The organism is Pseudomonas sp. NPDC087346 (assembly GCF_044744235.1).
Lineage (GTDB): Bacteria > Pseudomonadota > Gammaproteobacteria > Pseudomonadales > Pseudomonadaceae > Aquipseudomonas.
This window is the reverse complement of the sequence record NZ_JBIUXX010000048.1, coordinates 12,654-33,930: the sequence shown is the minus strand read 5'-3', so window position 1 is coordinate 33,930 and position 21,277 is coordinate 12,654. Positions and strand designations below refer to the sequence as shown.

Below are 21,277 nucleotides of genomic sequence, written 5' to 3'. Positions count from 1 at the left end.
CTTGCCGTCAAACGCGCTTATCAAGCCGCGTCGTCGTACTGCAGACGGAATTGGTTGAGCAGTGCGAACACGCGCAGACCGTTGATGTAATCCGGCGGGAACAGCACGTTCACGCGGCTCGGGTCCTGCAAGTCGCGTTCGACGATCAGGTGCTCGGCGAACAGTTCGGCGTTCTCGACGTGGCCTTCCAGTTCGAGCTTGGCGTACTGCGCGATCAACTCACCGCGAATGGTGCTCGGGGTGACGATCGGCTGACCGGCGCCGAAACGGGTACCGTTGGAGGCCAGTTTGTGCCGGCCGTACTTGCTGGTGATCACGCTTTGCAGACGACGCACGATGAACGCCGACTGGTGCATGGTTTCGCTGTCCAGGTACGAATTGTCGGCCTGACCGAACGCGTTTTTCTGGTAGGTGGTGATCGAACGCTGGATGCGCACGTAGCCGCCTTCGTAGTACGCGGTGGCAATGCCGTAGTTGAGCAGCGACTGACGCTCGGTCAGGGTGAAGCGCTCGCTGGCTGGCGCCGGATCAACACCCGGCAGGCTGCCACTTTGAGTCGGACGGCTGGCGTCGGCGGAGATGAACACCGAGGTGCGTGCAGCCAGTGCGGCAGCTTGTACCCATACCGGTTGTGGAACACCCGGCTCCAGCGCCTGAATGGTCATGTGCTGGTCATTACGAGCCTGACCGGCTGCAACCAGAGTGCCGACAGTGCCGCGTTTGGCGCTGTAGACGTGACCGAACAACTGCTTGGCCCACGACCAGCGACCGGTGCTGTCATCCATCACCGCTTGCCAGGTATTGAGGGTCGCCAGATCCGACCACGGCAGGGTGATGAATTCGAACGGTTCATCGCCAAGTGCCGCCACTGCTGCAACCTGATCCGGGACACCGACGCCACCGATCATCGCCGTGATCGCAGTAACCAGACCGGCCGGGGTTTCTTCGCCGTTGCTCTTGCCCAGGCGATTGAATTGCAGACTGATGTCATTACCGCTGTCGCCGGTCCATTTGGCGTTCACGGTGACTACCCCTTCGACAGCCGAAGCACTGACTGGCAGATCGGCGGAGGCATTGATTTTCTGCACCAGTGCGGTAGCCGCCTGAGTAGCGGTAGCACCATTGACTACGGTGGCTTGTACACGCACACCACCGACATACAGGTTGAGCACGCCTGCCTGGGTGGCGGTGCCGGTCAGGGTCAGCACGCCTTTGGCGATGGCGCCTTCAGCGTTGTGCAGCGGCAGACACCAGATCTCGCCGATCGGGTCAGCCTTGCGGAAGGTTTCGTACATCGAGGCGAGCATCGAGCCTTGACCACCGATGCTTTTTGCCAGCGCAACGCTGGAGACCAGCACCAGTTTGCCGACTTCGCTCGGGGCGATGTTGTCGTTGACCTGAGCGACGATCAGACGGCGCATGGCCGAAGTCGCGCTATTGGCAGCCGAGTTGTCCATCTCTGCATAGAACAGCGGTACACGAATGTCCGCGGGGATGTTGCTGAATCCGATCGCCATTATTTGGCTCCCTGTGCTTTAGCTTTTGCGGTTTTGAGGGTGATATCGCCGTCGGCCAGACGTCGGCGCCACCAGGCGCTGTCCAGCACTTCACGGCCGTCGAGGGGCAACAGATCGCCCGCCTCCGGGTCAGGCACGGCACGGCCAGCGGCCGGCAGCACGGTGATGCGTTTGCTCATGGGGTTACGTCTCCAGAGAAAGTCAGTTCCACGCGCCCGTCAGGGCCCGGGTATTTCAGGTTGGGGTCGGCCGGGTCGATCGCATCGACCCGCACGGTGACCCCGGTAAAGGACGACAAACCGTCCAGTTCACGTTCGTGCCAACTCTCCGCAGGCTGACTTGGCAGATTGCGGCCGAGCTGGAACTCGGCAAAAAAGCGCAACCGGTAAAACACTCGGCTGCTGTTGATCGACAGCAGTTCGCCGCCGTCATAAACGATGGCGCTGTAGTCGGAATCAGGTTTGAAACCCACCAGTGCGCGCCACAGTTCGGCGCGCAGGTCGTGCAACAGATCCAGCGCTTTTGTAGCGTCGGTGGCGTCAAGCACCAGAACGATTTCGAAACGATCGCGGATCGGTTGGGCGGTTACGTTTTGTGCGGTGCTGTTGCTGGCGAGATCCGCCAGCGGGGTAACGTGGGCCGAGGGTGTCGGCAAATCAGGATTACCTTGCAGCAACGCCAGATCGACACCCACCGAAATGTGATTGGCAAGACCAGGGCATTGCGCACGCAACTGCGTGAGGATCGGGGTGATCTTCATGTTGGTGTTCCAGAGTTAAGAGGAACGGGATCTGCAAGAACACTGCAAAACCCTGTGGGAGCGGGCTTGCCCGCGATGGCGGTGTATCAGCCGACATCTCTGTCGAATGTGCTGGCCTCTTCGCGGGCAAGCCCGCTCCCACAGGGACCTATGTCGCTGTGGGGTAGAGGTGAATCAGTCTTTGGCTTCGGCTTTCGGATCGAGGCAGGCGGCGTCGATCACGCAGCGATAGCTGTTTTCGCGGTTGCCGCTGGCGGTGACCTTTTCGATCGACCAGCGCCCGCGCATGAAATCTGGCCACGTGTCATCGAGCAGCACCAGACCTTCAGCCGCCAGCTGTGGATCGCCCGGACAGGTGATTTTCACTTTGTACTTTTGCCGCAGCATCTTGCGCACTTCGCCTTCGCCCACAGCGATGGCATCCGCTTCGCTGGGCTGCGGCTGACGCACGGTCTTGAACGGCGCCACGCCGGTTTTGACTTCGCGTTGCACACAGGCCGCACCGTCCCAATAACAGGTTGTGCACCCTTGAGTCTGCGCACGCGCGGACTCCTCCAGCGTGGCGCTGACAAAGGCGTGATCACCGGGGCGATTGTTGCTGGTTACCGACAGGATCACGTTCGCCAGCACTTTGCCCGACAACGATTTGGTCTGACCGGGCCGCGCCAGCACGTACACGTCGTCGTAAGGCTTGGCGACCACGCTGTACTTCTTCGCCAGGCGACTCACAAAGCCCATGTCGGTTTCGTTGGACTGATCGATGTGCTCGATCCGGATCAACGACACGTCGGGAGCGACTCGTGGTGAAAAACCGTGCCGTGACACCAACTCACGAAACAGCGCCCCGAGTGTGGTCGGGCCATGACTGGCAGTGCGGCGCTGCTTGAATCCGGTTTCATCGTCCTTGCTGAACGGCGCCGCCGTGGCCACCAGGGTCAGGCGAATCGGAAACAGCGTCGGCGTCAGGCGAGTCACTTTGAATTGGCCCTTGTCGACCAGGCCCGTCTCCCGATAACCGACCTTCAGACCGATTTTGCCACCCAGGCTCGGCAATCCGTCGAGGCCTTCAAGGTCTACCGTCAGGGTCAGCTGGTCGGACTCGATACCGGCGGCATCGATGTGCTCCCAACTGATCAGGCGTTGATTGAGCAAATCCTTGTTTGCGCCATAAATCTCTACGACCGGCGTGAATCCCAGTGCCATGCAACCTCCTTAATCCCAGGCCGTGACCGGTTTGATCGCGGCGGGTTTCGAGTCGAGTTCGGGCAATGTCACCCAGACGCCTGCGGGCAGGATCGGACCGTGTTCGGCCAGGGTCGGATTGAGCTTCCACAGCGCTTCTTCGGCGGCGTCATCGCTGCGACCGGTTTCGCGGTAGAGCAGCAGATTCACCGAGTCACCGGCCACGCTTCGAACCTTACGCATTGTTGAACTCCGCTAATTCGATGACCCAATCCACCACCATCGCCGTGCCGTCATCGATGATCTGGGTCTGGGTTTCGGAGACGCTGTTGATCCGCCACAAACCCCAGTTGCGACCGATGCCATCGATCAACGGCAGCGGTATGCGCAAGGCCTGCAAGGCTCGCAGTTCGTCGAGCCGATCCATGGCCACGGCGTACATCGACTTGCCGGTGATGGTCAGGGTTTCCGGTTTTTGTCCGGTCTGGCTGGATTTAGGTTTGCTGGTGAGAATTTGTATTTCGGACCAGCCACCATCGGACTTTCGCGCCAACGAGCTATAGGCGAAATTGCGCGACAGGCCGAAGATGAAACTGCCCAGTGCCATTTGTTGTTTCATCAGGCGACTCCATCGGTCAGGGCTGCGTCACGGCGGGTGGCGAGATGGCTAGTGCTCATCAGCGGAACGAATTGAGAAGTGAAATGCGTTTCCATGGCCTGCGCGACCATGGCGGTGACTTTTTCAGCGCTGCCCGGATCACCGCCGTTGAAGTTCAAAATGGGGGCGTAGGTGATCGGTGGGCTTGGCGTCTGAGCGCTGCTCAGGTCTTTGGCCACTTGGGCCGGAGGGGCCAGTTTGTCCTCTGGAGGCGTCGCCAGTTGCTCTCCCAGATAAGAACCGAGCATTCCACCCAAGGTCCCGCCAATGAACGTTCCGATGCCGGGAGCAATAAACGTTCCGATTGTGGCACCAATAGCAGTACCGGCCAGTTCACCGGCGGCACCCTTGACAGCTTTGTCATCACCTTCGCGCCAGCCTTTCAATCCTGTATAGGCGGCGTGGGCAAGGGCCAGTGGCGCACCAATTTTGATGGCGGGCAACGCCTTGGCAACTGTAGGCATGAGCTTGGCACCGGCACCTTCAACCAATGGCATGACTTTGGCTGTAGCGCCTTTGAGCCACTGCGGCCGGAAGTTTTTGGCAGCATCGCCAACCATCTTCAATCTTGTTATCGCATCGTCAAACATCGGTGCGATCCTGGCCGTCACGCCGCTCAAACGGCTGCTCCTGCCAGGAACTGAAACCGAGGCACGTGACCGTGTGCTGGAAGGTGCGCGTCGACCAGACCCGCGACCTGGTCGTTTACGTTTCCGACCACCACTACTGTCGTCATCGCCGGTTATGAGATCGGCAATGTCCGGCGGCATTCGTGTGGTCGCCAGACGCAGCAGCTTTGTGGCAACCACGTCGAGCACCGAGGCCACACCAGACTTCAATACACCGCCCACAAATGGAAGAGCAGCAGCCCCGAGCACAACAAGTCCGGCAGTCACAGCGGGAAATGTTTCGGCTGCTGTGCTCAAGCCATTGACCAGAGCAGTGAGTGTCACGGCGGCACCATCGGCCAAAGGAGCCAATGCAGTGCCGAACGCTGTGGACAATCGGTTCAGACTCGCATCAAGCGCATTCCATCGGCCCTGCGAAGTATTGCCGTACGCTTCGGCGGATTTCGCCGCTGCACCGCTGTCTGCGCCAAGTTCCGATGTGGCGTAGTTGCGTTTGTCGGCGACCTGCGAGAAAGCGTTTTTTACATCCTCCGGTTTTTTCAGCAGCTCAAGAACTCTTGCGTCGTTTTCACCAAACAGTGTTTTCGTCAGTGCTGACCGTTCCTGCACTGGTTGTTTATTGAGTGCCGCAAGAACCGAGTTGATGGCAGCAGGAGCATCCTTGCGCATCTCCCCAGCCAACGATTCTGGATTAAGCCCCAGTTGGGCCAAGGCTGTACGTTGCTCGGTCGATGCCGAACCGCCCTTGGCCAGCACCGAGGTAATTCCCTTCAGCGCGGCGCCGGCGCCCTCTTTGTCTGCGCCGCTGCTTAGCAGCGCCGCCGCGAACGCAGCCACTTGCTCCGGAGTCAGCCCCGCTGCGATGGCACTCTCGCCAGAGCGTTGTACCACCGAACCGATATCGGCAGCCTTGGCGTCCAGACCACTGTTGCCAAGATAGCTCGTTGCATCGGCCAGATCCTGGCTTTGATATTGATCCAGCTTCAGCGACGAACGCCAGGCTGCCAACATCTCGCCAGCCGACTTGACGTCCATTCTGAAGGCCGACGCATTGATCGCGGCATCACGGGAGAACCAATTTAGTTCGTTCGCCCTCTGGTCTCCTTTGGCACCCTCGGCAATGCCGGACCGGGCGCCGACGATTTGCACCTGGATCAAGTCCGCGTTGGTCGCACCGCTGCCCGCCACCAGCTTCTCGCTGGCGAGTTCCGATGTGTTCTGCGAATGTGTTTGAAGTTGATCATTGCTCAGCTTGAGCAATTGATTGAGTTCGACCAACGCTGTCTCGTTAGCCATGCCCGACTGCATGATTTTCGGCGGTGGACGCTGCTCGATTTCAGCCTTGAGCTTTGACTTCGGCTCGCTCGCGGCAGGTGCTGCGGCACTGGATTTGAACAGCGATTGCTGGGTGACCAGCAGCTCTCGAAGCTTGATCTGTTCCTGTGTCAGCAGGCGAATATCCGAACTTGCCAAAGCCAGTGTCAGGTTCAAATCCTGCAGTGGTTTGCCGAGGTCTTCCGGTACCGCCAAACCGCCTGCTGTGTTGCTGCTCTCACCGGCGTAAGTGAGCGCATATTTGTTCTCTGCCATTGCCGCTCTACTCCTGTTTCACGCCAAGGCGAGTGATCGCTATGTCGTAGCGGCGCAACGCCTTTTCGGCGTCCCATTCCAGAATTTCCGCCTCACTTACCGGGTAAATGAGCGGCACGATATCGAGGATTACTTCGATGTCGCGCTCTGAAAGAAGGCCGCCGGCTGGTTTAAAAAATCGTCTATGCGCACCTGTAGCTGAGTCCAGTCCGGGACGCTCAACAGAGCCAGATCGGGGATCATCAGGCCGGCGCAATGCGCGGTGATGAACTCGGCGCGTTCCTTGGCCGTCTTCAGTTTCTTCATCACTTTGGTGGCGCGCAGCACCGGCATTTCCAGGCTCAGCGAAGTCACGGTGCGGCCGGTGACGGCGAGCGGGTGCAGCAGTTGCACTTGATCGGGATCGTCGGATTTTTCCGCGCCTTCGACCTGATCGAGAAAGTACGACGCCGGACGGGTCGACATTTCGTGCACGTACTGGGCGATGGTCACGTAGTCCGGGCGTTTGAGCTGATCGAGTTCCTTGACCGAGAGCCCGGTGGCCAGCAGCGCGAGTTCGAAGAACTGATCGTCTTCGTCATCGCCGGCACGTTCCAGTGCTTCTTTTTGTGCGGCGTAGAACAGTGGCTTGAGCTGGATCGATTCGATCTGCGAGCCGTCGTCACCGGTGATTGGCGACAACAAGTCATGCTTTGGAGGCATCCACGACATGAAGGGAATTCCTTGGTGATTCTTGAGGGGTGTTGCACAAAAGCGACCAGACAGCCCACTGTGGGAGCTAGCCTGCTAGCGATAGCGTCAGGCCAGTCAACATGGATGTTGAAGGTGATGGCCTCATCGCCAGCAGGCTGGCTCCCACACGGGCGGGGGTCTGGCAGGTATCGGGTTACGGCATCAGCACCGCACGACGCGCATCACCGAGGATGTCGACGCCGTTGAGCACAAACTTCTGGGTGCGCACGTCGATGTCGATCACCGGCACGCCGTTTTCCAGGCGGTTGTAGGTGCGGCAGGACAGCTCCAGATTGGTCTTGGGTTTTTCGCCCATCTTCACCGCAGTTTCCTCAAGGGATTTCAGCTTGCCGCCGACCGTGTGATAGGTGAACCAGGTGTTGCCATCCTGATCCTGACCGGCTTCACGCACATTCAGCAGAATGTCGTCGCCCAGCTTCACACCGAGCGCGAGCATGACTTCTGTACCCATGCCTTGCAGGGTCAACTTGGCGGTGAGCGCTTTGCCGCCCTTGACCATTTCTTCAACAATGAAGCGGCCGCCGCGCATCTCTTCCACGTCGAATTCAATCTTCGGCGGAGTAAATTCTTCAACGGTCGCCGACAACGGCAGGCCTTGCAGGGTGGCCGCGATGGCCTGGCGATTACGGTTGGTAAACATTAGAGAACGTCCTCCAGGAACTGCTCGATGATTTCATCGCGGGCGTTGAGTTGATAAATCATGTGTTCGTTCGGCGCGTAGCGGCCGTAGTCGATGACCACGTACCAGGTGCCGTTCTTGTACTTCTCGACGCTGTTCAGTTCCGGGTGCAGGTACACGCTGCCGCCAGGAATGGTTTCGTCGGCGACCAGGGTTTGCAGCCAGTCGTTGATGCGCTTGACCTCTTGGTCCATGAAGGACTTGGTGAGGTTTTTCGCCATGGCTTTCTGGCCGGCCTTGACCAGCTTGCGGCTGATCGCATCTTCGAGGCCGACGTAGCTGATGAACTTGCCGGTGATCGAGCGGTTACCCAGCAGCGAGAAGCCGCCGAGCACGGTGCGAGCGTAGTAGCTGACGCCGTAGCGGTTGAGCAGATCTCCTTCGGTGGAGGTGTCGAGAATGTTGTATTCGACCACTCGCGACACGTCCTCGGCGTAGGTCACCTGGTTGCCCGGGCTCTCCCACTGCTTGACCTTGGCCAGCGCGGCAATCGCCAGGCTGGAGGGCGACAGGAAGACGTTTTTCTTCGCCGCTTTCGAGTACACGGCTGGCATGTTGTGCACCACCAGGCAACGGTCGAAACCGAGGTCGGCGCCGCCCAGTTCCTGGCTGTACAACACTTGATCGGCAACCGAAGCGTCCTTGCCGTCCAGCACCACACGGGCCTTGATGCGCTTGCCGAACGAGGCGAACTCGCTGGCCACCGCTTTGGTGCCGGTGAAGCCCGGCGCACCGATGATGGTCAGGTCTTCAGGGACACTGCCCAGCGCGGCCAGACCGAGCTTGCGGCCGGTCAGCGGATCAACGCCGCCGATCACCGCGTTAACCGTGTCGGCCGGGGTCGTGCCCGCTTCAACGATCACCACATACACCGGCACCTTGACCACTTTGAGGATCTGGTAAACGGCGTGATACAGCGTGCCTTCCTCGGCACCGGTCGGATCGAGCAGCGCGTGGGTGGTAAAGCTGTTGATGCGGAACGGGGCGTTACGCGGAATCAGCGGATCAGCCTTCGGCGCGGTGCCGACCAGACCGATAACGTTGTCACCCAGGCCACCCATGGCCTCAGGGGATTCAGTGGCATTGACGGTAATGCCGTTGTGCTCGAAGTTCAGAACCTCAGCCATGTTTAGTCAGCCTTCTTGGCAGCGGCCTTTTTGGCCTGAGTGGTAGGTGTTTTCAGCTCAAGTCGACCGGCACCGTGCAGAGCACTGGCCTCGACATCGAGCAGATCAAGGTCTTGACCGATGCTCGACCAGTGCCCACCGCCGGTGGGGAATGGGACGAGCACGGTGTAGGTTTGGCGAGTTGCCATTTTTCGTTTCTCCATAAACGGGAAAGCCCCTCGTGGGGAGGGGCTTGGCGGGTGTTGAATGTTTTATGTATGCAAAAAAACCGGCGATACGGGGCGTTATGATTGTGCTTTATGTAGAGGGCCCGAATTCGGCCAACCTTGCAGGATCATGTCCTCAGAACACTCTCCAGACTCAACGGCTGACAACAAAGCTCGTTCACGATCAAAACAATCCTGAACATAGGTGCGAATCGAGGTTGCCAATGCGATTATTTGGGCAGCCTGCAACTCGACGAAACCTTCAGCAAACTTCCATGCACATTTGTAAGTCGGATCAAGCATCGCCGCTAGCGCAGCGCCGGCGATCAATGCCTGGCCGTCTCGAGTGGTATCAGCGACGGAGCCTTCAAATACGACACCAGATGTTTCCCGGCGAAAACGCTCTGCAGCAATTAACTTCGCGAAGTCTGGTTTGATTTCAAAAGGAACCTTGGTCAGCGTTCTGTCGATTAGGCACCAATGTCCAGTCAGGTCTGTTGCAGACTGCAGCCAAAGTTCTTCGCTGATGCATATCGCGCCCTGAGGAATGTCGCAAACCCCTTGAATCAATCGGTCCTTAATGGAGCCTGACTCATCGAACGTCATGTATTTGTTAGTCATGTTTTTCCCTTAGCAACCGACTGCGAGCCATCGCGTTGAAGTTCCGGAAGACGAGCGAACCGTAAAGCCGTTCTTGTTCAACGCCCCCATCGCGACGAATCCGACCGACCCGGAACCAGGGGTGTAGTCACTGAGCGCGACGGCTGATAACGCGGCATTAGGAAACGTGAGAGGAAAGCTAATTGTCTGATCAGTCGTACTGGAGACAATGCTGTACACGCCCCACTGAATAGTGAAACCACCCAGCCAGGACGGGAAAACACAGTAGCCGATGCCACTTTTTTGAAACTGAAAGCCCCACGTCAATTTTTTCGGCGTGACGATGACGCTGTCATCGGCGCCTGCATTCGTCTGCGCTTGAGTGGCTACTTTCGCTGTGCCTTGATTAATTTCAGAGGCTTGCTGGGCAAGAACCGCCAACGCGGCAATATCGATGTTCCCCTGGTTGATCGGTGCGTTCCAGGCTTTGATGCACCACATGACGGCGAGGTTGCGGGGACGGGTTTCCGTAGAAGTACGCGCCACTTTGGAAGCATCAAAATAAGCACCGTGGTAGGCGTTTTTCTGATTGAGCGGAGTTGAAGAGGTGCTCATGTTGCTTAACGAGAACGCGCCACCTGCCGTGGTGATATCAAGGTAGCCGTCGAAGGTGCCAGTAATGTTCTGCAAGGTATCAAGCTGATAACTACCAATTGCCCTGCCACCATCGACACCGCGCCCATGATCCCAGCCGCGCAGGAACTCACCGCGTCCATCTGGTAAGCGAAAATTACCCGTTCCTTCATCACCCTTGTTGTATTTGCCTGCGAGATAAGTATTCAGATCTGGATAAAGCGCAGCACTTTTGACGCTGTTATCTAACTCTAGAAAACCCACCGGTGGCGTAGCACCAGGGAACGCAACGATCGTCCCCACCGGTAGCATCGACGCATTGGCGATCATCCCCTCAATTTCAGACTTGGTGTAGGTGTCCTTAATGCCAAACCCAGCCAACGTCTCGGGATTTGCACCGGCAGTCGCCCGGCCATATTCGTCAACGGTCAGACTCTTGTAAGTACCGGCAGCGATCCCGGTGCGACCAGCCAACATCTTGAACGTCAGCGCTGTAGTGCCGAGTGCGATCGGCGCGTTGGTGGTCAGGTGCCACAGCGAATCGCCGTTGGCCGCGCCCTCTTCGACCATGACCGTCAGTCCCGGGGTGACCTTGGCGCTGCTGTTGGCATCGGTCGCCCGTGCCCAGTCACCGTTGGCGACAATCCACAGGCCGTTGTCCTTGGCCAAGGTCTGATTCGCCAGCAGCACTCGGTCGCCAGCGATCACCGCGACGCCGTCGATTTGTTGCGCGCCGTTCAGCACGATGTTGGTGGATGCCGCAACGCGCACCGATTGCTTGCCATCCAGTTTGCCGAGTTCTTCGGCCAGATAGCTCATGACCCACGCACGAGTCGCCTTGACCACCGTGTCATCAATCAACAACGTCACCAAGGACGCATTACTGGTCTCGAAAATCGAGCGAATGTAGAACTCTTTGCCCGAACCCGAAGTGGCCAAAACCGGTTTGAACGACTCCGGGTATTTGACGATGGCGTAGAGAATGCCAGTGTCAGTCCACAGCCCGGCTTCACGCACATACCAGCCGCCAACATCCGGCGGAATGGTCACTTCGGCGAGCAGCCAGCTCGGATTTTTCTCGTCCTGGAACAGCGCATTGAGCGGCCCTCGCCAGACTTCGCGTTTCAGCGCGGTAGCCGTCGCGGCCGGGTTGTAGACGGAGCCGCCACCATCGCCGACCGAAATCTGCGTCAGTTTGATCGGTACGCCCGCTGCCTTGCAGGCAGTTTCGTAGGCAATCCCTGCGTTGGTGAGCAGGGTGTAATAGTCAGCCATTCAGGCCCCCTGAGGATAAATAGTGGATGTTTCGACGGTGTACAAAGCAGCGGCGATGAACGCCTCGCCTGAGGTTTCGAGCCCTTCGATGATCACCGGATAAACCGTGGTCAGTTCGCCGCAGAAGGTCGCGGCGCCGATGACGTGATTGCCGAAGGCGCTCAAGCCGACCGACACCGAGAGAATGTCCCGCTCGCTTTTGGCATCGGCCAGGCGGCGGTCGAGACGGGCGTCGATTTCTTCGCTGTAGGGTTGTTCGCTGAAGGCCCGCACGGAAAAGCTGTAGGGCACACCGTGTGGCGTCTGTTCGTACCAAGCGCGAATTTCCGGGCGCAGTTGCAAACCCTTGGCGGCGTTTTCCAATGCTTTGCGGGTGCCGGCCTGGCGTGCGGTGGGCCAGGCGAGTTCGACGGTCAGACGCTTTTCAGCCTCCGGCGCGGCGGTGCTCCATTCGGCGACACCGCGATCCGCCGCGAGATATGGCAGAAACGCGACTGGTGTTTCGCTCGGGTTCATCAGCTCGGGAAACGGCGGTGTGATGCGATCCAGCAGTTTGCCGAAGCCAAGATCCATCGCCCGTTCAAGCGCCGAGCTGTTGGCCGGTAGCAGTGTCGGGCGTTGCGTTTGCTCACTCATATCGTCAGCACCTCGACTTCGACCGCCGTGCAGTACGGCGCTTGAAATGCACTGGTGATGATCGGTGCCGTTGGCTCCAGAATCTGCAATTGCACTGCGCCGGCACTGTGCAGCGTGTAGTCGATCCAGCTCGGATCAACCCGCCCTTCGAGGCGATGACAACTGTCGGCGTAGGCCTGCAATTGTTGCTGCGCGGCGACTTTGGTCAGGCCCGAATCGGGGCCGGAATTGATCTTCGCCACGACACGAATTTTGTAGCGCTGAACGTCGGCAGCCTTGACGGTGACGAGGTCGGTTTCCGGTCGCACATCCGGACGGGCAAAGTGTTGGCGAACGCCGTCGAGCAGTGCCGCGGACGGTGTGCCGTCGCCCTCTCGTGAGAGCACGGTGACCTGGACTTCGCCCGGCGCGGTGCGGCGACCGTTGCCGTCCTTGACCTGTGCCGCAAGTCCGTCCGGGTCGAAGGTGTAAGTGACGGTCACCACATTGCTGTCAGTGGATTCGACCTTTACCGTGGGCCGTTCGCCAAGGGTAAATACCTCGCGGCGATACTGCATCCGCGAACCGGCAGCCGGGGCGTGTGGTGCGAGGTAATAACGCAGTCGGGCGTCTTCGTCGCTTTCATAAATCGCCGGCACTGGCGGGAATGCTGCCGGGTCACCCGGATCGAGTATTTGTCGCTCCAGCCCCATGTCCGCCAAACGCGCATCGAGGTTGCTGCCGGTCGCCCACCACGCCAGCATCTGCTTGATGCGGGCGTTGTATTTGCGTTCGTGGGTTTGCAGCCGCACGCAGAACGCTTCGAGTGCGAGTGTCAGCAGTTCGCTTTCGTTTTCCAGGCTGGTCTTGAGTTTCGCCGCACTGTCCGGAGCGCGAGCGCCGACGTATTCGACGACGAAGGTCTTGAACTCGGCGAGCAGGTCCTCGAAGTCCTCGACGGTGATCAGCGACGGTTCGGCCAGTTGGTTCTGACCGGGGATCAACATGCTCATGTCACTACCTCGAAAGTCTGTTGACGGTTTTTCCAGGTGCCGGCGAAACGCAGGAGCATTCCGGCGCCCTGACGAGTCGCGACGATCACGTTTGGCTGAAAATCGCCGATGCCGTTTTGTGCGTTGTAGAACGCTTGCGCCGCGTGGCTCTGCGCCAGAAGCAGGACGTCATCGCCGAGGTTCTGGCCGAGCAACGTGGGAATCAGCGAGCCATACAAGGGCCGTTTTTGCCGGGTGCCCAGCGGCGTGGTCAGGGCCCGGGTCGCGCGCTGCACAAACTGCAGCCAGTCGTCGACCGTGGCCCCGCTGTCTCTATCGATTCCGATCATGGGAGGCTCTTGAATCAGGGGCTGATGACGCGGCCCTGGTGGTCTACCAACGGGCCGCTGAAGTGCACGCCCGAGGCGTCGATGGTCAGGCCGGTGGCGCCCAGTTGCAGATTGATCGCCTGCGCGGTCATCACCAGTTGCGCCGGGCCGAGGCTCAGTTTCAGCGACTCGCGAGAACCGCTGAAGGCTGCCGGAGCGTTTTGCCAATGCAGAGTGTGCGTGGCGTCGTCGTAGCCGCTTTCGCTGCCGTCGACATGCACGCGTCGAGTCAGCGTCGGCACCGTGGCAGTCGGTGGAAAGCGGTCGCTGTTCAGGCCGAACAACGCCACGCTCTGCGCGCCACTTTCACCGCTGCCGTAGTTGAACAACAGACACTGCTCACCCACCGAAGGGATGCGAGATTCACTCTGTGCGCCAGCGCTCGGGTTGAAGAATTTGATCGCCGGCGTGAGCAAGCCTCCGTGGCTGACATTGCAGGTGTTGCTCGCGGCATCGACGGCCTGACAGATACCGATACGACAGAAACTCTCGGCGCGGCGGTGCAGGTCTTCGATTTCCGCTTCCATTTCGGCCAGACGTTCGATGATCGGGCCCAGTTGCATGCGCAATAACGCGTCGAACATCGGTCAGGCCTCCAGCGCGGTGTATTGATCCGGGTCGTCGATGTTGCTGACTTCCCAGGTACGGGCGAATTTCGGCGTGCCGAGCGGGTCATCGAGCAAGGTCGGGCCGAGGTAAAGCGTCTGGTTGAACGTCAGGGTCCAGGCCTTGTTGGGCTGATCGGCGCGAACAAGCAATGACGGCAAACCATCAATGTTCATCGGTGCATCGCATTGATCGCCGGGCAAGCCCCAGTGGTTGTCGGTGATCAGATTCTTCAGCGCAGCGATCAGATCGCACGCAGTAAATGCGCTGGCAGAAACGGCGGGAATGACCTGCAGTGACAACGTCAGCACATGAGCAATACGGCCATTGGCGGCGCGCTGTCCCGACGCATTGCGTTCGATGTCGATCAGTACCCAGGCCTGTTCGCCGGGTGCAGTGAAATCTTCGTGATTGCCGACCTGCACATTGAGGTCAGCGGTATTTCGCAAGGTTGTCGCCATCGCCGTGAACAGCTGCGAAGGCTGCTGGATCGGTGCGGGCATGCATTGACCTCCTTTTCAAATGTCCACGCGAAGCCCCGCCGCAGGGTGTGCAGCGAGGCAGGAAAGTGAAGGGTTATTGGGGGTCGCGGGGCGTTGGTACTTCGCAAACGCCGATGCGCTTGGCGGCCCAGCGTTCATACAGACCGATGGCCACGTCGGCGCCGGCCATTGCGGTCAGGCAGCCAATGGCGCAAGCGGCCCATATCGACATGCCGGCGGCGTACAGCAGCATGATGGCGGATACCCCGCAGATGACGCAGGCCCCGGAGCGTAATGCCAGTCGCCGGATCAGCGCCCATCCACGAGCGCCCTCTTTATCGGCGCGCCACATTTCGCCGGACACCCCGCCCACCAGGGCGAGGAGGATGACCAGCCAGATCGGCATGTCCGCCAACGCTTGTTGCTCGTTTGTCATGTCACGCCTCCTTGGGTGATTGATGAGTGGTGTGTGTTGGGTTCAAACGTTTTCTCTTGAGGTAAGCATTCCAAAAAGCCCCACGCAGGGGCTTTTCAGTAATGCACTCTCGTGTCTTGAACTAGAAGGGAGCGATAGGCCAGTTGATCGCGGACGGATAACCGGGTTGATTTTTTACTTCGCTGACGGCGATGCAATACTGTTTGTAATCAATCAGTGCCGTTACCTCTACTGGGGTTGCGATGCCAAGATCCGCCTTGTATTGCAACGGGTTGAACATCAACCAGCGAAAGGCTACGTCAAACCGTTCCTGCATTCGTGCAGTGGTTATCTTGCGATAGTCGTCATCCGTCGGCTCGACGAAAAGCAACCCTTCCTCATCCAGTTGAAAGACCTTCCATCCCAGGTGATCGGTTGTATATCCAGTGATGTCATACCACCATGCATCCGATACCCCTTCCGGGAGGGTGGTGGGCATGGACTCCTCGGTTTCCAGAATTTGCAGGGCTACTTGATAGCCCGTTTTGTAAACAGTCCCTACCAAAACGTAACGGTTCATCATCCTTCCCTCTGATTATTTCCAGTACACGACTGCACGTCGCTCTGCTCTCTCCGTGAACATCAGGCAGGCATTCCAAAAAGCCCGGCGCCAATGCACCGGGCTTTTCAGTAATGCGCTCCTTCGCCTTCCTTGAATCCTGTCTCAACAAGGAAGCTGACTTTTCGGCGCTACTGGCGCGGTACGAGTCCATTCGAATTGTTTTTCCGACCGCGGTCCCTGCCCGCCGGATAACTGCTTCTGGTGCTTTACGCTGCACACCCGGGTCAGTTGCCAACCCTCTGAACCGTTGAGGCCGGTTCATCGCTGCCTGTTCTTGTGGAACTAAAGAGCTTTCGTTTCCAGCCGCTTTGTCGAGCGGCTTGGTTGCAAGAATATGCATGGATGCATATACAGTCAATGCATAAATGCATTTATTTATGCGCGACAAATGCACGAGCGCATGAAAGCCCCGCCATTCAAGGTTCTGGTGGTTTTCACCAGGCGAAAAAAAACCCGCCGGGGGGCGGGTTTTATCTGAAAGGAATGACGTTATCGGGCGTACATGCCCCACCAGAAGACGTGACCAAGGATGACGATCTGCTCTTCCTGCATTTCCTGGAAGGTGTAGTCCTCGTCAGGATGCTCATCGCGGTTGAAGCTGCGCAGACGAATGCCGGTAGGCAGGCGATAAAGCTGTTTCACCCGCAGTTGACCGTTGTGGTTGATCGCATAAAGGTCGCCGTCGATGATGTCACCGATGCCACACTTGCCCGCGTTCACACCAACGGTCGCGCCGTCACGCAGCACCGGCGTCATGCTGTTGCCGCGCACGGTCACGCATTTGGCCTGGTCGAACTGCACACCGTTATGGCGCAGGCTGCGCTTTCCAAAGCGCAGGCTAGAGCGCTCGCTCTCTTCGATGACGAATCTTCCTGATCCAGCAGCCAATTCAACCTCACGCAGAAAGGGCACCGACACCTCGTCATCATCGACGGGGGTGTCATCGTCCCACAGGCTTATGTCCTTGAGTTCCGCATGCACATCATCACGCGCGGCAGAGGCCGCAGGCGCGACATCCGCGCGCCCACGCAACAGATCGGTGCTCACGGAGAAGTACTCGGCAATCTTCGAGATGTGTTTATCCGAAGGATCGACGATCTTCCCGCTGAGAATCCGCGAGAGAGTGGATTGAGGCACGCCGGTACGACGGTGAAGCTCCGTAGGGGAGATCCCGTGCTGATCGAGCAATGCTCTTAATACGGTAGATACGTTGCGTTTTTGCATAAGGCGCATAGTGCTTGAAGTTTTTTATTAAGACAAATGCTGATTTGCATATTTTGTGCATAACCACCGCTTTTTGATGCAGAAAGCTGTCACCCAGCCCTCGCACCTGCGTCCTGTGGACTGCCCATGGTAATCTTGCGCCCATCGCGGAAAAGCCCGGCCAACGCCACGCTTTTGCCCTACACATTTCAACGAGTTTCCTGACAATCCGATGAATAAAGCCGTCTCCGACCTGTCCTCCCACACTCCGATGATGCAGCAGTACTGGCGCCTGAAGAACCAGCACCCGGATCAGCTGATGTTCTATCGCATGGGCGACTTCTACGAAATCTTCTATGAAGACGCGAAGAAAGCCGCCAAGTTGCTCGACATTACCCTGACTGCCCGTGGGCAATCGGCGGGACAGGCGATTCCAATGTGCGGGATTCCTTACCACGCGGCGGAAGGTTATCTGGCGAAGCTGGTCAAGCTCGGCGAGTCGGTAGTGATCTGCGAACAGGTCGGCGACCCTGCAACCAGCAAGGGCCCGGTTGATCGTCAGGTTGTACGGATCATCACACCAGGGACGGTCAGTGACGAGGCGCTGCTGGATGAGCGCCGCGATAACCTGATTGCGGCGGTACTGGGCGATGAGCGTTTGTTTGGCCTGGCGGTGCTCGACATCACCAGCGGCAACTTCACCGTGCTGGAAATCAAAGGCTGGGAAAACCTGCTGGCGGAGCTGGAGCGGGTCAATCCGGTTGAGCTGATGATCCCGGATGACTGGCCAAGAGATCTGCCGGCGGAGAAACGCCGTGGGGTTCGTCGCCGTGCGCCGTGGGATTTCGAGCGTGACTCGGCGCTGAAAAGTCTCTGCCAGCAGTTCTCCACTCAGGACCTGAAAGGCTTTGGCTGCGAAAATCTGACGCTGGCCATCGGCGCTGCCGGCTGCCTGCTGGCCTACGCCAAGGAAACCCAGCGCACCGCCCTGCCCCATTTGCGCAGCCTGCGTCATGAACGTCTGGACGACACCGTGGTGCTCGACGGTGCAAGCCGTCGCAACCTGGAACTCGACACCAACCTGTCGGGTGGCCGCGACAACACCTTGCAATCGGTCGTCGACCGCTGCCAGACCGCGATGGGCAGCCGCTTGCTGACTCGCTGGTTGAATCGCCCGCTGCGCGATCTGCCCGTGCTGTTGGCGCGCCAGACCTCGATCACTTGCCTGCTCGATGGCTACCGTTTCGAAAAGCTGCAACCGCAGCTCAAGGAAATCGGCGACATCGAACGGATTCTGGCGCGGATCGGCCTGCGCAATGCGCGTCCTCGCGACCTCGCACGTCTGCGTGACGCTCTCGGTGCCCTGCCTGAACTGCAAGTGGCAATGACCGACCTGGAAGCGCCGCACCTGCAAGGTCTGGCAACCATCACCAGCACCTACCCGGAACTGGCGGCGCTGCTGGAAAAAGCCATTATCGACAACCCTCCAGCGGTGATCCGTGACGGCGGCGTGCTGAAAACCGGTTACGACAGCGAACTCGATGAACTGCAATCGCTGAGCGAGAACGCCGGCCAGTTCCTCATCGATCTGGAAGCACGCGAGAAGGCCCGTACCGGACTGTCGCACTTGAAAGTCGGCTACAACCGCATTCATGGCTACTTCATCGAACTGCCGAGCAAGCAGGCCGAATCGGCTCCGGCGGACTACATCCGTCGCCAGACGCTCAAGGGCGCCGAGCGCTTCATCACGCCAGAGCTGAAAGAGTTCGAAGACAAGGCGCTGTCGGCCAAGAGCCGCGCCCTCGCCCGCGAGAAAATGCTCTACGAGGCGTTGCTGGAAGATTTGATCAGCCAGTTGCCGCCGCTGCAGGACACCGCTGCCGCGCTGGCCGAACTGGACGTGCTGAGCAACCTCGCCGAGCGCGCGCTGAATCTCGACCTGAACTGCCCACACTTCGTCAGCGAACCGTGCATGCGCATCACTCAGGGTCGTCACCCGGTGGTCGAGCAAGTATTGACCACGCCGTTCGTGGCCAACGACCTGAGCCTGGATGACAACACGCGGATGCTGGTAATCACCGGCCCGAACATGGGCGGTAAGTCCACTTACATGCGCCAAACCGCATTGATCGTATTGCTGGCGCATATCGGTAGCTTCGTGCCGGCAGCCAGTTGTGAATTGTCCCTGGTCGACCGGATCTTCACCCGAATCGGCTCCAGCGATGACCTCGCGGGTGGCCGTTCGACCTTTATGGTCGAAATGAGCGAAACCGCGAACATTCTGCATAACGCCACCGAGCGCAGCCTGGTGCTGATGGACGAGGTTGGTCGCGGCACCAGCACCTTTGACGGTCTGTCACTGGCCTGGGCAGCAGCCGAACGTCTGGCGCATCTGCGCGCTTACACATTGTTCGCCACTCACTACTTCGAACTGACAGTGTTGCCAGAGGCCGAACCGCTGGTGGCCAACGTGCACCTCAATGCCACCGAGCACAACGAACGCATCGTGTTCCTGCACCACGTGCTGCCAGGGCCGGCGAGTCAGAGTTACGGCCTGGCCGTGGCGCAACTGGCGGGCGTACCGAGCGAAGTAATCGTGCGGGCCCGTGAGCACCTGAGCCGACTGGAAGAAACCGCCCTGCCGCATGAGGCGCCGAAGCCAGTCGCCAAGGGCAAACCGGCGACACCGCAGCAAAGCGATATGTTTGCCAGTCTGCCGCACCCGGTTCTGGATGAGTTGGCTAAACTGGATATCGACGACCTGACGCCACGCCGTGCTCTCGAAATGCTCTATGCACTTAAGAACCGGATATAAGCACTAAAGAAGCGGATATAACGCAAACGGCTTCAAGCTGTTAGAATCTCGCGCGGTTTGGGATGCTGCTGGCTAATAGCCTGGCTGGCAGACATCGCTCCCGAACCTGGCGACCCCAACCGTGAAGGGGCAACGCTGCCGCCGCCTGAGGAGAGAATTAGAAATGACCTTCGTCGTCACCGACAACTGCATCAAGTGCAAGTACACCGACTGCGTAGAAGTCTGTCCGGTGGACTGCTTTTACGAAGGCCCGAACTTCCTGGTGATTCACCCGGATGAGTGCATCGACTGCGCTCTGTGTGAGCCAGAATGCCCTGCCATAGCCATTTTCTCCGAAGATGAAGTGCCGGCCGGCATGGAACACTTCATCCAGCTGAACCAGGAGCTGGCTGATATCTGGCCGAACATCACCGAGAAGAAAGAATCGATGCCCGATGCCGAACAGTGGGATCGCGAAATCAATAAGTCTGTCGGCAGCAAGCTTGAAGAACTCGAACGCTGATCTGTCACGCGCTCGATAAAAAGGCCCTTACGGGCCTTTTTGCTTTTCGGGGTTTCACTTTTTTGCGGGCAAAAAAAAGGGGCGGTTTGACCCGCCCACATTTTTCCCTATTCCCTGTATTCCTTTTCATCGTCCTGATGAATCGCTTCCTGCGATGTCCATTCCCCTCATCCTTGAAGGGCGTGTCTGTCCGTCGACACAACCTGAATACTAAAGAGTTCCCTGCCGGGAGCAACTCGCCCGTGGCGCTGGAAAGCGCTGAAACAGGTGCGTCATATTTAAGAATATCTATATAAATCAATAAATTGAAATCAATCGCCACGCTGAATGGATGTCTGCCGTAGTGTAAAAATAACGAACACCTACGGAAGAGTAATCCAAGGCTTACACCGCGAGACTACAAACACGGGGCATTTGCCGCCTGGTTTTATCCGTGGCGAGGGAGATTGCTCCCGCTGGGTTGCGCAGCAGCCCCAAAACGTCTGTGAGCGCTACGCACTCAAGCGGGAGCAAGCTCCCTCGCCACAGGGTTGCATGAGTAATCCGGGCAACAAAAAGCCCCGAACCAGTCGGGGCCTTTGTGGACGATCGTTGAAAGCGCTTACTGGAACAGCGACTCGCTCGACAGGCCATTCTTCTCGAGAATCTCACGAAGGCGCTTCAGGCCTTCTACCTGGATCTGTCTCACCCGTTCCCGGGTCAGGCCGATTTCCAGGCCTACATCTTCCAGCGTGCTGCTCTCATGCCCGCGCAGGCCGAAGCGGCGTATGACCACCTCGCGTTGCTTGTCGGTCAGCTCCGAGAGCCACTGATCGATGCTCTGCGACAGGTCGTCATCCTGCAGCAGTTCGCATGGATCGGTAGGACGGTCGTCCGTGAGGGTGTCCAGCAAGGTTTTATCCGAATCCGGACCCAGCGAGACGTCGACCGAAGAAACCCGCTCGTTCAGGCCGAGCATGCGCTTGACCTCGCCCACCGGTTTTTCCAGCAGGTTGGCGATTTCTTCGGGTGAAGGTTCGTGATCGAG

General features: G+C 58.7%; 24 protein-coding genes. 2 read left to right on the top strand and 22 right to left on the bottom strand.

Annotation, left to right across the window (positions count from 1 at the left end):
• Positions 1–20: 20 nt before the first annotated feature.
• The 21 genes from ACIOZM_RS23655 to ACIOZM_RS23555 form a co-directional block, all read right to left on the bottom strand.
• Entirely contained in the window at positions 21–1,517 is a 1,497-nt protein-coding gene (locus ACIOZM_RS23655) for a phage tail sheath subtilisin-like domain-containing protein (RefSeq protein WP_401217959.1), read from the bottom strand.
• Positions 1,517–1,696, bottom strand: a complete 180-nt coding sequence (locus ACIOZM_RS23650; RefSeq protein ID WP_401217956.1) for a DUF2635 domain-containing protein — start codon at positions 1,694–1,696, stop codon at positions 1,517–1,519. Before ACIOZM_RS23650 ends, ACIOZM_RS23655 begins: the two co-directional genes overlap by 1 nt.
• Positions 1,693–2,277, bottom strand: a complete 585-nt coding sequence (locus tag ACIOZM_RS23645) for a hypothetical protein (RefSeq protein ID WP_401217953.1) — start codon at positions 2,275–2,277, stop codon at positions 1,693–1,695. The genes ACIOZM_RS23650 and ACIOZM_RS23645 overlap by 4 nt, the downstream gene beginning before the upstream one ends.
• Positions 2,278–2,451: 174 nt before the next feature.
• Positions 2,452–3,480, bottom strand: a complete 1,029-nt coding sequence (locus ACIOZM_RS23640) for a phage late control D family protein (RefSeq protein ID WP_401217950.1) — start codon at positions 3,478–3,480, stop codon at positions 2,452–2,454.
• A gap of 9 nt (positions 3,481–3,489) precedes the next feature.
• A complete protein-coding gene (locus tag ACIOZM_RS23635; protein WP_401217948.1) occupies positions 3,490–3,702 on the bottom strand; it encodes a tail protein X in 213 nt (70 codons plus the stop codon).
• Positions 3,695–4,078 carry a phage tail protein gene (locus tag ACIOZM_RS23630; protein WP_401217945.1) on the bottom strand — a complete coding sequence of 128 codons (384 nt, stop codon included), beginning with the start codon at positions 4,076–4,078 and terminating at the stop codon, positions 3,695–3,697. The genes ACIOZM_RS23635 and ACIOZM_RS23630 overlap by 8 nt, the downstream gene beginning before the upstream one ends.
• Positions 4,078–6,336, bottom strand: a complete 2,259-nt coding sequence (locus ACIOZM_RS23625) for a phage tail tape measure protein (protein WP_401217943.1) — start codon at positions 6,334–6,336, stop codon at positions 4,078–4,080. The genes ACIOZM_RS23630 and ACIOZM_RS23625 overlap by 1 nt, the downstream gene beginning before the upstream one ends.
• Positions 6,337–6,465: 129 nt before the next feature.
• Entirely contained in the window at positions 6,466–7,047 is a 582-nt protein-coding gene (locus ACIOZM_RS23620) for a phage tail assembly protein (RefSeq protein ID WP_401217940.1), read from the bottom strand.
• Positions 7,048–7,222: 175 nt separating this feature from the next.
• A complete protein-coding gene (locus tag ACIOZM_RS23615) occupies positions 7,223–7,729 on the bottom strand; it encodes a phage major tail tube protein (protein WP_401217937.1) in 507 nt (168 codons plus the stop codon).
• Entirely contained in the window at positions 7,729–8,895 is a 1,167-nt protein-coding gene (locus ACIOZM_RS23610; RefSeq protein ID WP_401217934.1) for a phage tail protein, read from the bottom strand. Before ACIOZM_RS23610 ends, ACIOZM_RS23615 begins: the two co-directional genes overlap by 1 nt.
• A gap of 2 nt (positions 8,896–8,897) precedes the next feature.
• Positions 8,898–9,083, bottom strand: coding sequence for a hypothetical protein (locus ACIOZM_RS23605; RefSeq protein WP_401217931.1), 186 nt, complete (start codon positions 9,081–9,083; stop codon positions 8,898–8,900).
• Positions 9,084–9,179: 96 nt separating this feature from the next.
• Positions 9,180–9,722 (bottom strand): DUF4376 domain-containing protein, encoded by a 543-nt coding sequence (locus tag ACIOZM_RS23600; RefSeq protein ID WP_401217928.1) that lies wholly within the window; start codon positions 9,720–9,722, stop codon positions 9,180–9,182.
• 9 nt (positions 9,723–9,731) lie between these two features.
• Entirely contained in the window at positions 9,732–11,609 is a 1,878-nt protein-coding gene (locus ACIOZM_RS23595) for a phage tail protein (RefSeq protein ID WP_401217925.1), read from the bottom strand.
• Complete coding sequence (locus ACIOZM_RS23590; RefSeq protein ID WP_401217922.1) at positions 11,610–12,245, bottom strand: phage tail protein I; 636 nt, start codon at positions 12,243–12,245, stop codon at positions 11,610–11,612.
• Positions 12,242–13,237 carry a baseplate J/gp47 family protein gene (locus tag ACIOZM_RS23585; RefSeq protein ID WP_401217919.1) on the bottom strand — a complete coding sequence of 332 codons (996 nt, stop codon included), beginning with the start codon at positions 13,235–13,237 and terminating at the stop codon, positions 12,242–12,244. Before ACIOZM_RS23585 ends, ACIOZM_RS23590 begins: the two co-directional genes overlap by 4 nt.
• Positions 13,234–13,566 (bottom strand): phage baseplate protein, encoded by a 333-nt coding sequence (locus ACIOZM_RS23580; RefSeq protein WP_401217916.1) that lies wholly within the window; start codon positions 13,564–13,566, stop codon positions 13,234–13,236. The genes ACIOZM_RS23585 and ACIOZM_RS23580 overlap by 4 nt, the downstream gene beginning before the upstream one ends.
• Before the next feature lie 14 nt (positions 13,567–13,580).
• Entirely contained in the window at positions 13,581–14,189 is a 609-nt protein-coding gene (locus tag ACIOZM_RS23575; RefSeq protein WP_401217913.1) for a phage baseplate assembly protein V, read from the bottom strand.
• 3 nt (positions 14,190–14,192) lie between these two features.
• Positions 14,193–14,714 carry a hypothetical protein gene (locus ACIOZM_RS23570; protein ID WP_401217910.1) on the bottom strand — a complete coding sequence of 174 codons (522 nt, stop codon included), beginning with the start codon at positions 14,712–14,714 and terminating at the stop codon, positions 14,193–14,195.
• Between the two features lie 73 nt (positions 14,715–14,787).
• The gene (locus tag ACIOZM_RS23565; protein WP_401217907.1) at positions 14,788–15,129 is read right to left on the bottom strand and encodes a phage holin family protein; all 342 of its coding nucleotides are present in this window, start codon (positions 15,127–15,129) and stop codon (positions 14,788–14,790) included.
• Positions 15,130–15,250: 121 nt separating this feature from the next.
• Complete coding sequence (locus ACIOZM_RS23560) at positions 15,251–15,688, bottom strand: tail fiber assembly protein (protein WP_401217904.1); 438 nt, start codon at positions 15,686–15,688, stop codon at positions 15,251–15,253.
• Positions 15,689–16,219: 531 nt separating this feature from the next.
• Positions 16,220–16,954, bottom strand: a complete 735-nt coding sequence (locus ACIOZM_RS23555) for a helix-turn-helix transcriptional regulator (RefSeq protein ID WP_401217901.1) — start codon at positions 16,952–16,954, stop codon at positions 16,220–16,222.
• A 211-nt stretch (positions 16,955–17,165) separates the two neighbouring features.
• Here ACIOZM_RS23555 and mutS point away from each other — a divergent pair, with 211 nt between their 5' ends.
• Together mutS and fdxA are read left to right on the top strand one after the other, a co-directional pair.
• Entirely contained in the window at positions 17,166–19,748 is a 2,583-nt protein-coding gene (mutS, locus tag ACIOZM_RS23550; RefSeq protein WP_401217898.1) for a DNA mismatch repair protein MutS, read from the top strand.
• Between the two features lie 163 nt (positions 19,749–19,911).
• Positions 19,912–20,250 (top strand): ferredoxin FdxA, encoded by a 339-nt coding sequence (gene fdxA, locus ACIOZM_RS23545; RefSeq protein ID WP_401217895.1) that lies wholly within the window; start codon positions 19,912–19,914, stop codon positions 20,248–20,250.
• A 601-nt stretch (positions 20,251–20,851) separates the two neighbouring features.
• On the opposite strand, the gene ACIOZM_RS23540 is transcribed toward fdxA, so the two are convergent.
• The coding region (locus tag ACIOZM_RS23540; RefSeq protein WP_401217892.1) for a sigma factor-like helix-turn-helix DNA-binding protein at positions 20,852–21,277 on the bottom strand (426 nt) is incomplete at its 5' end.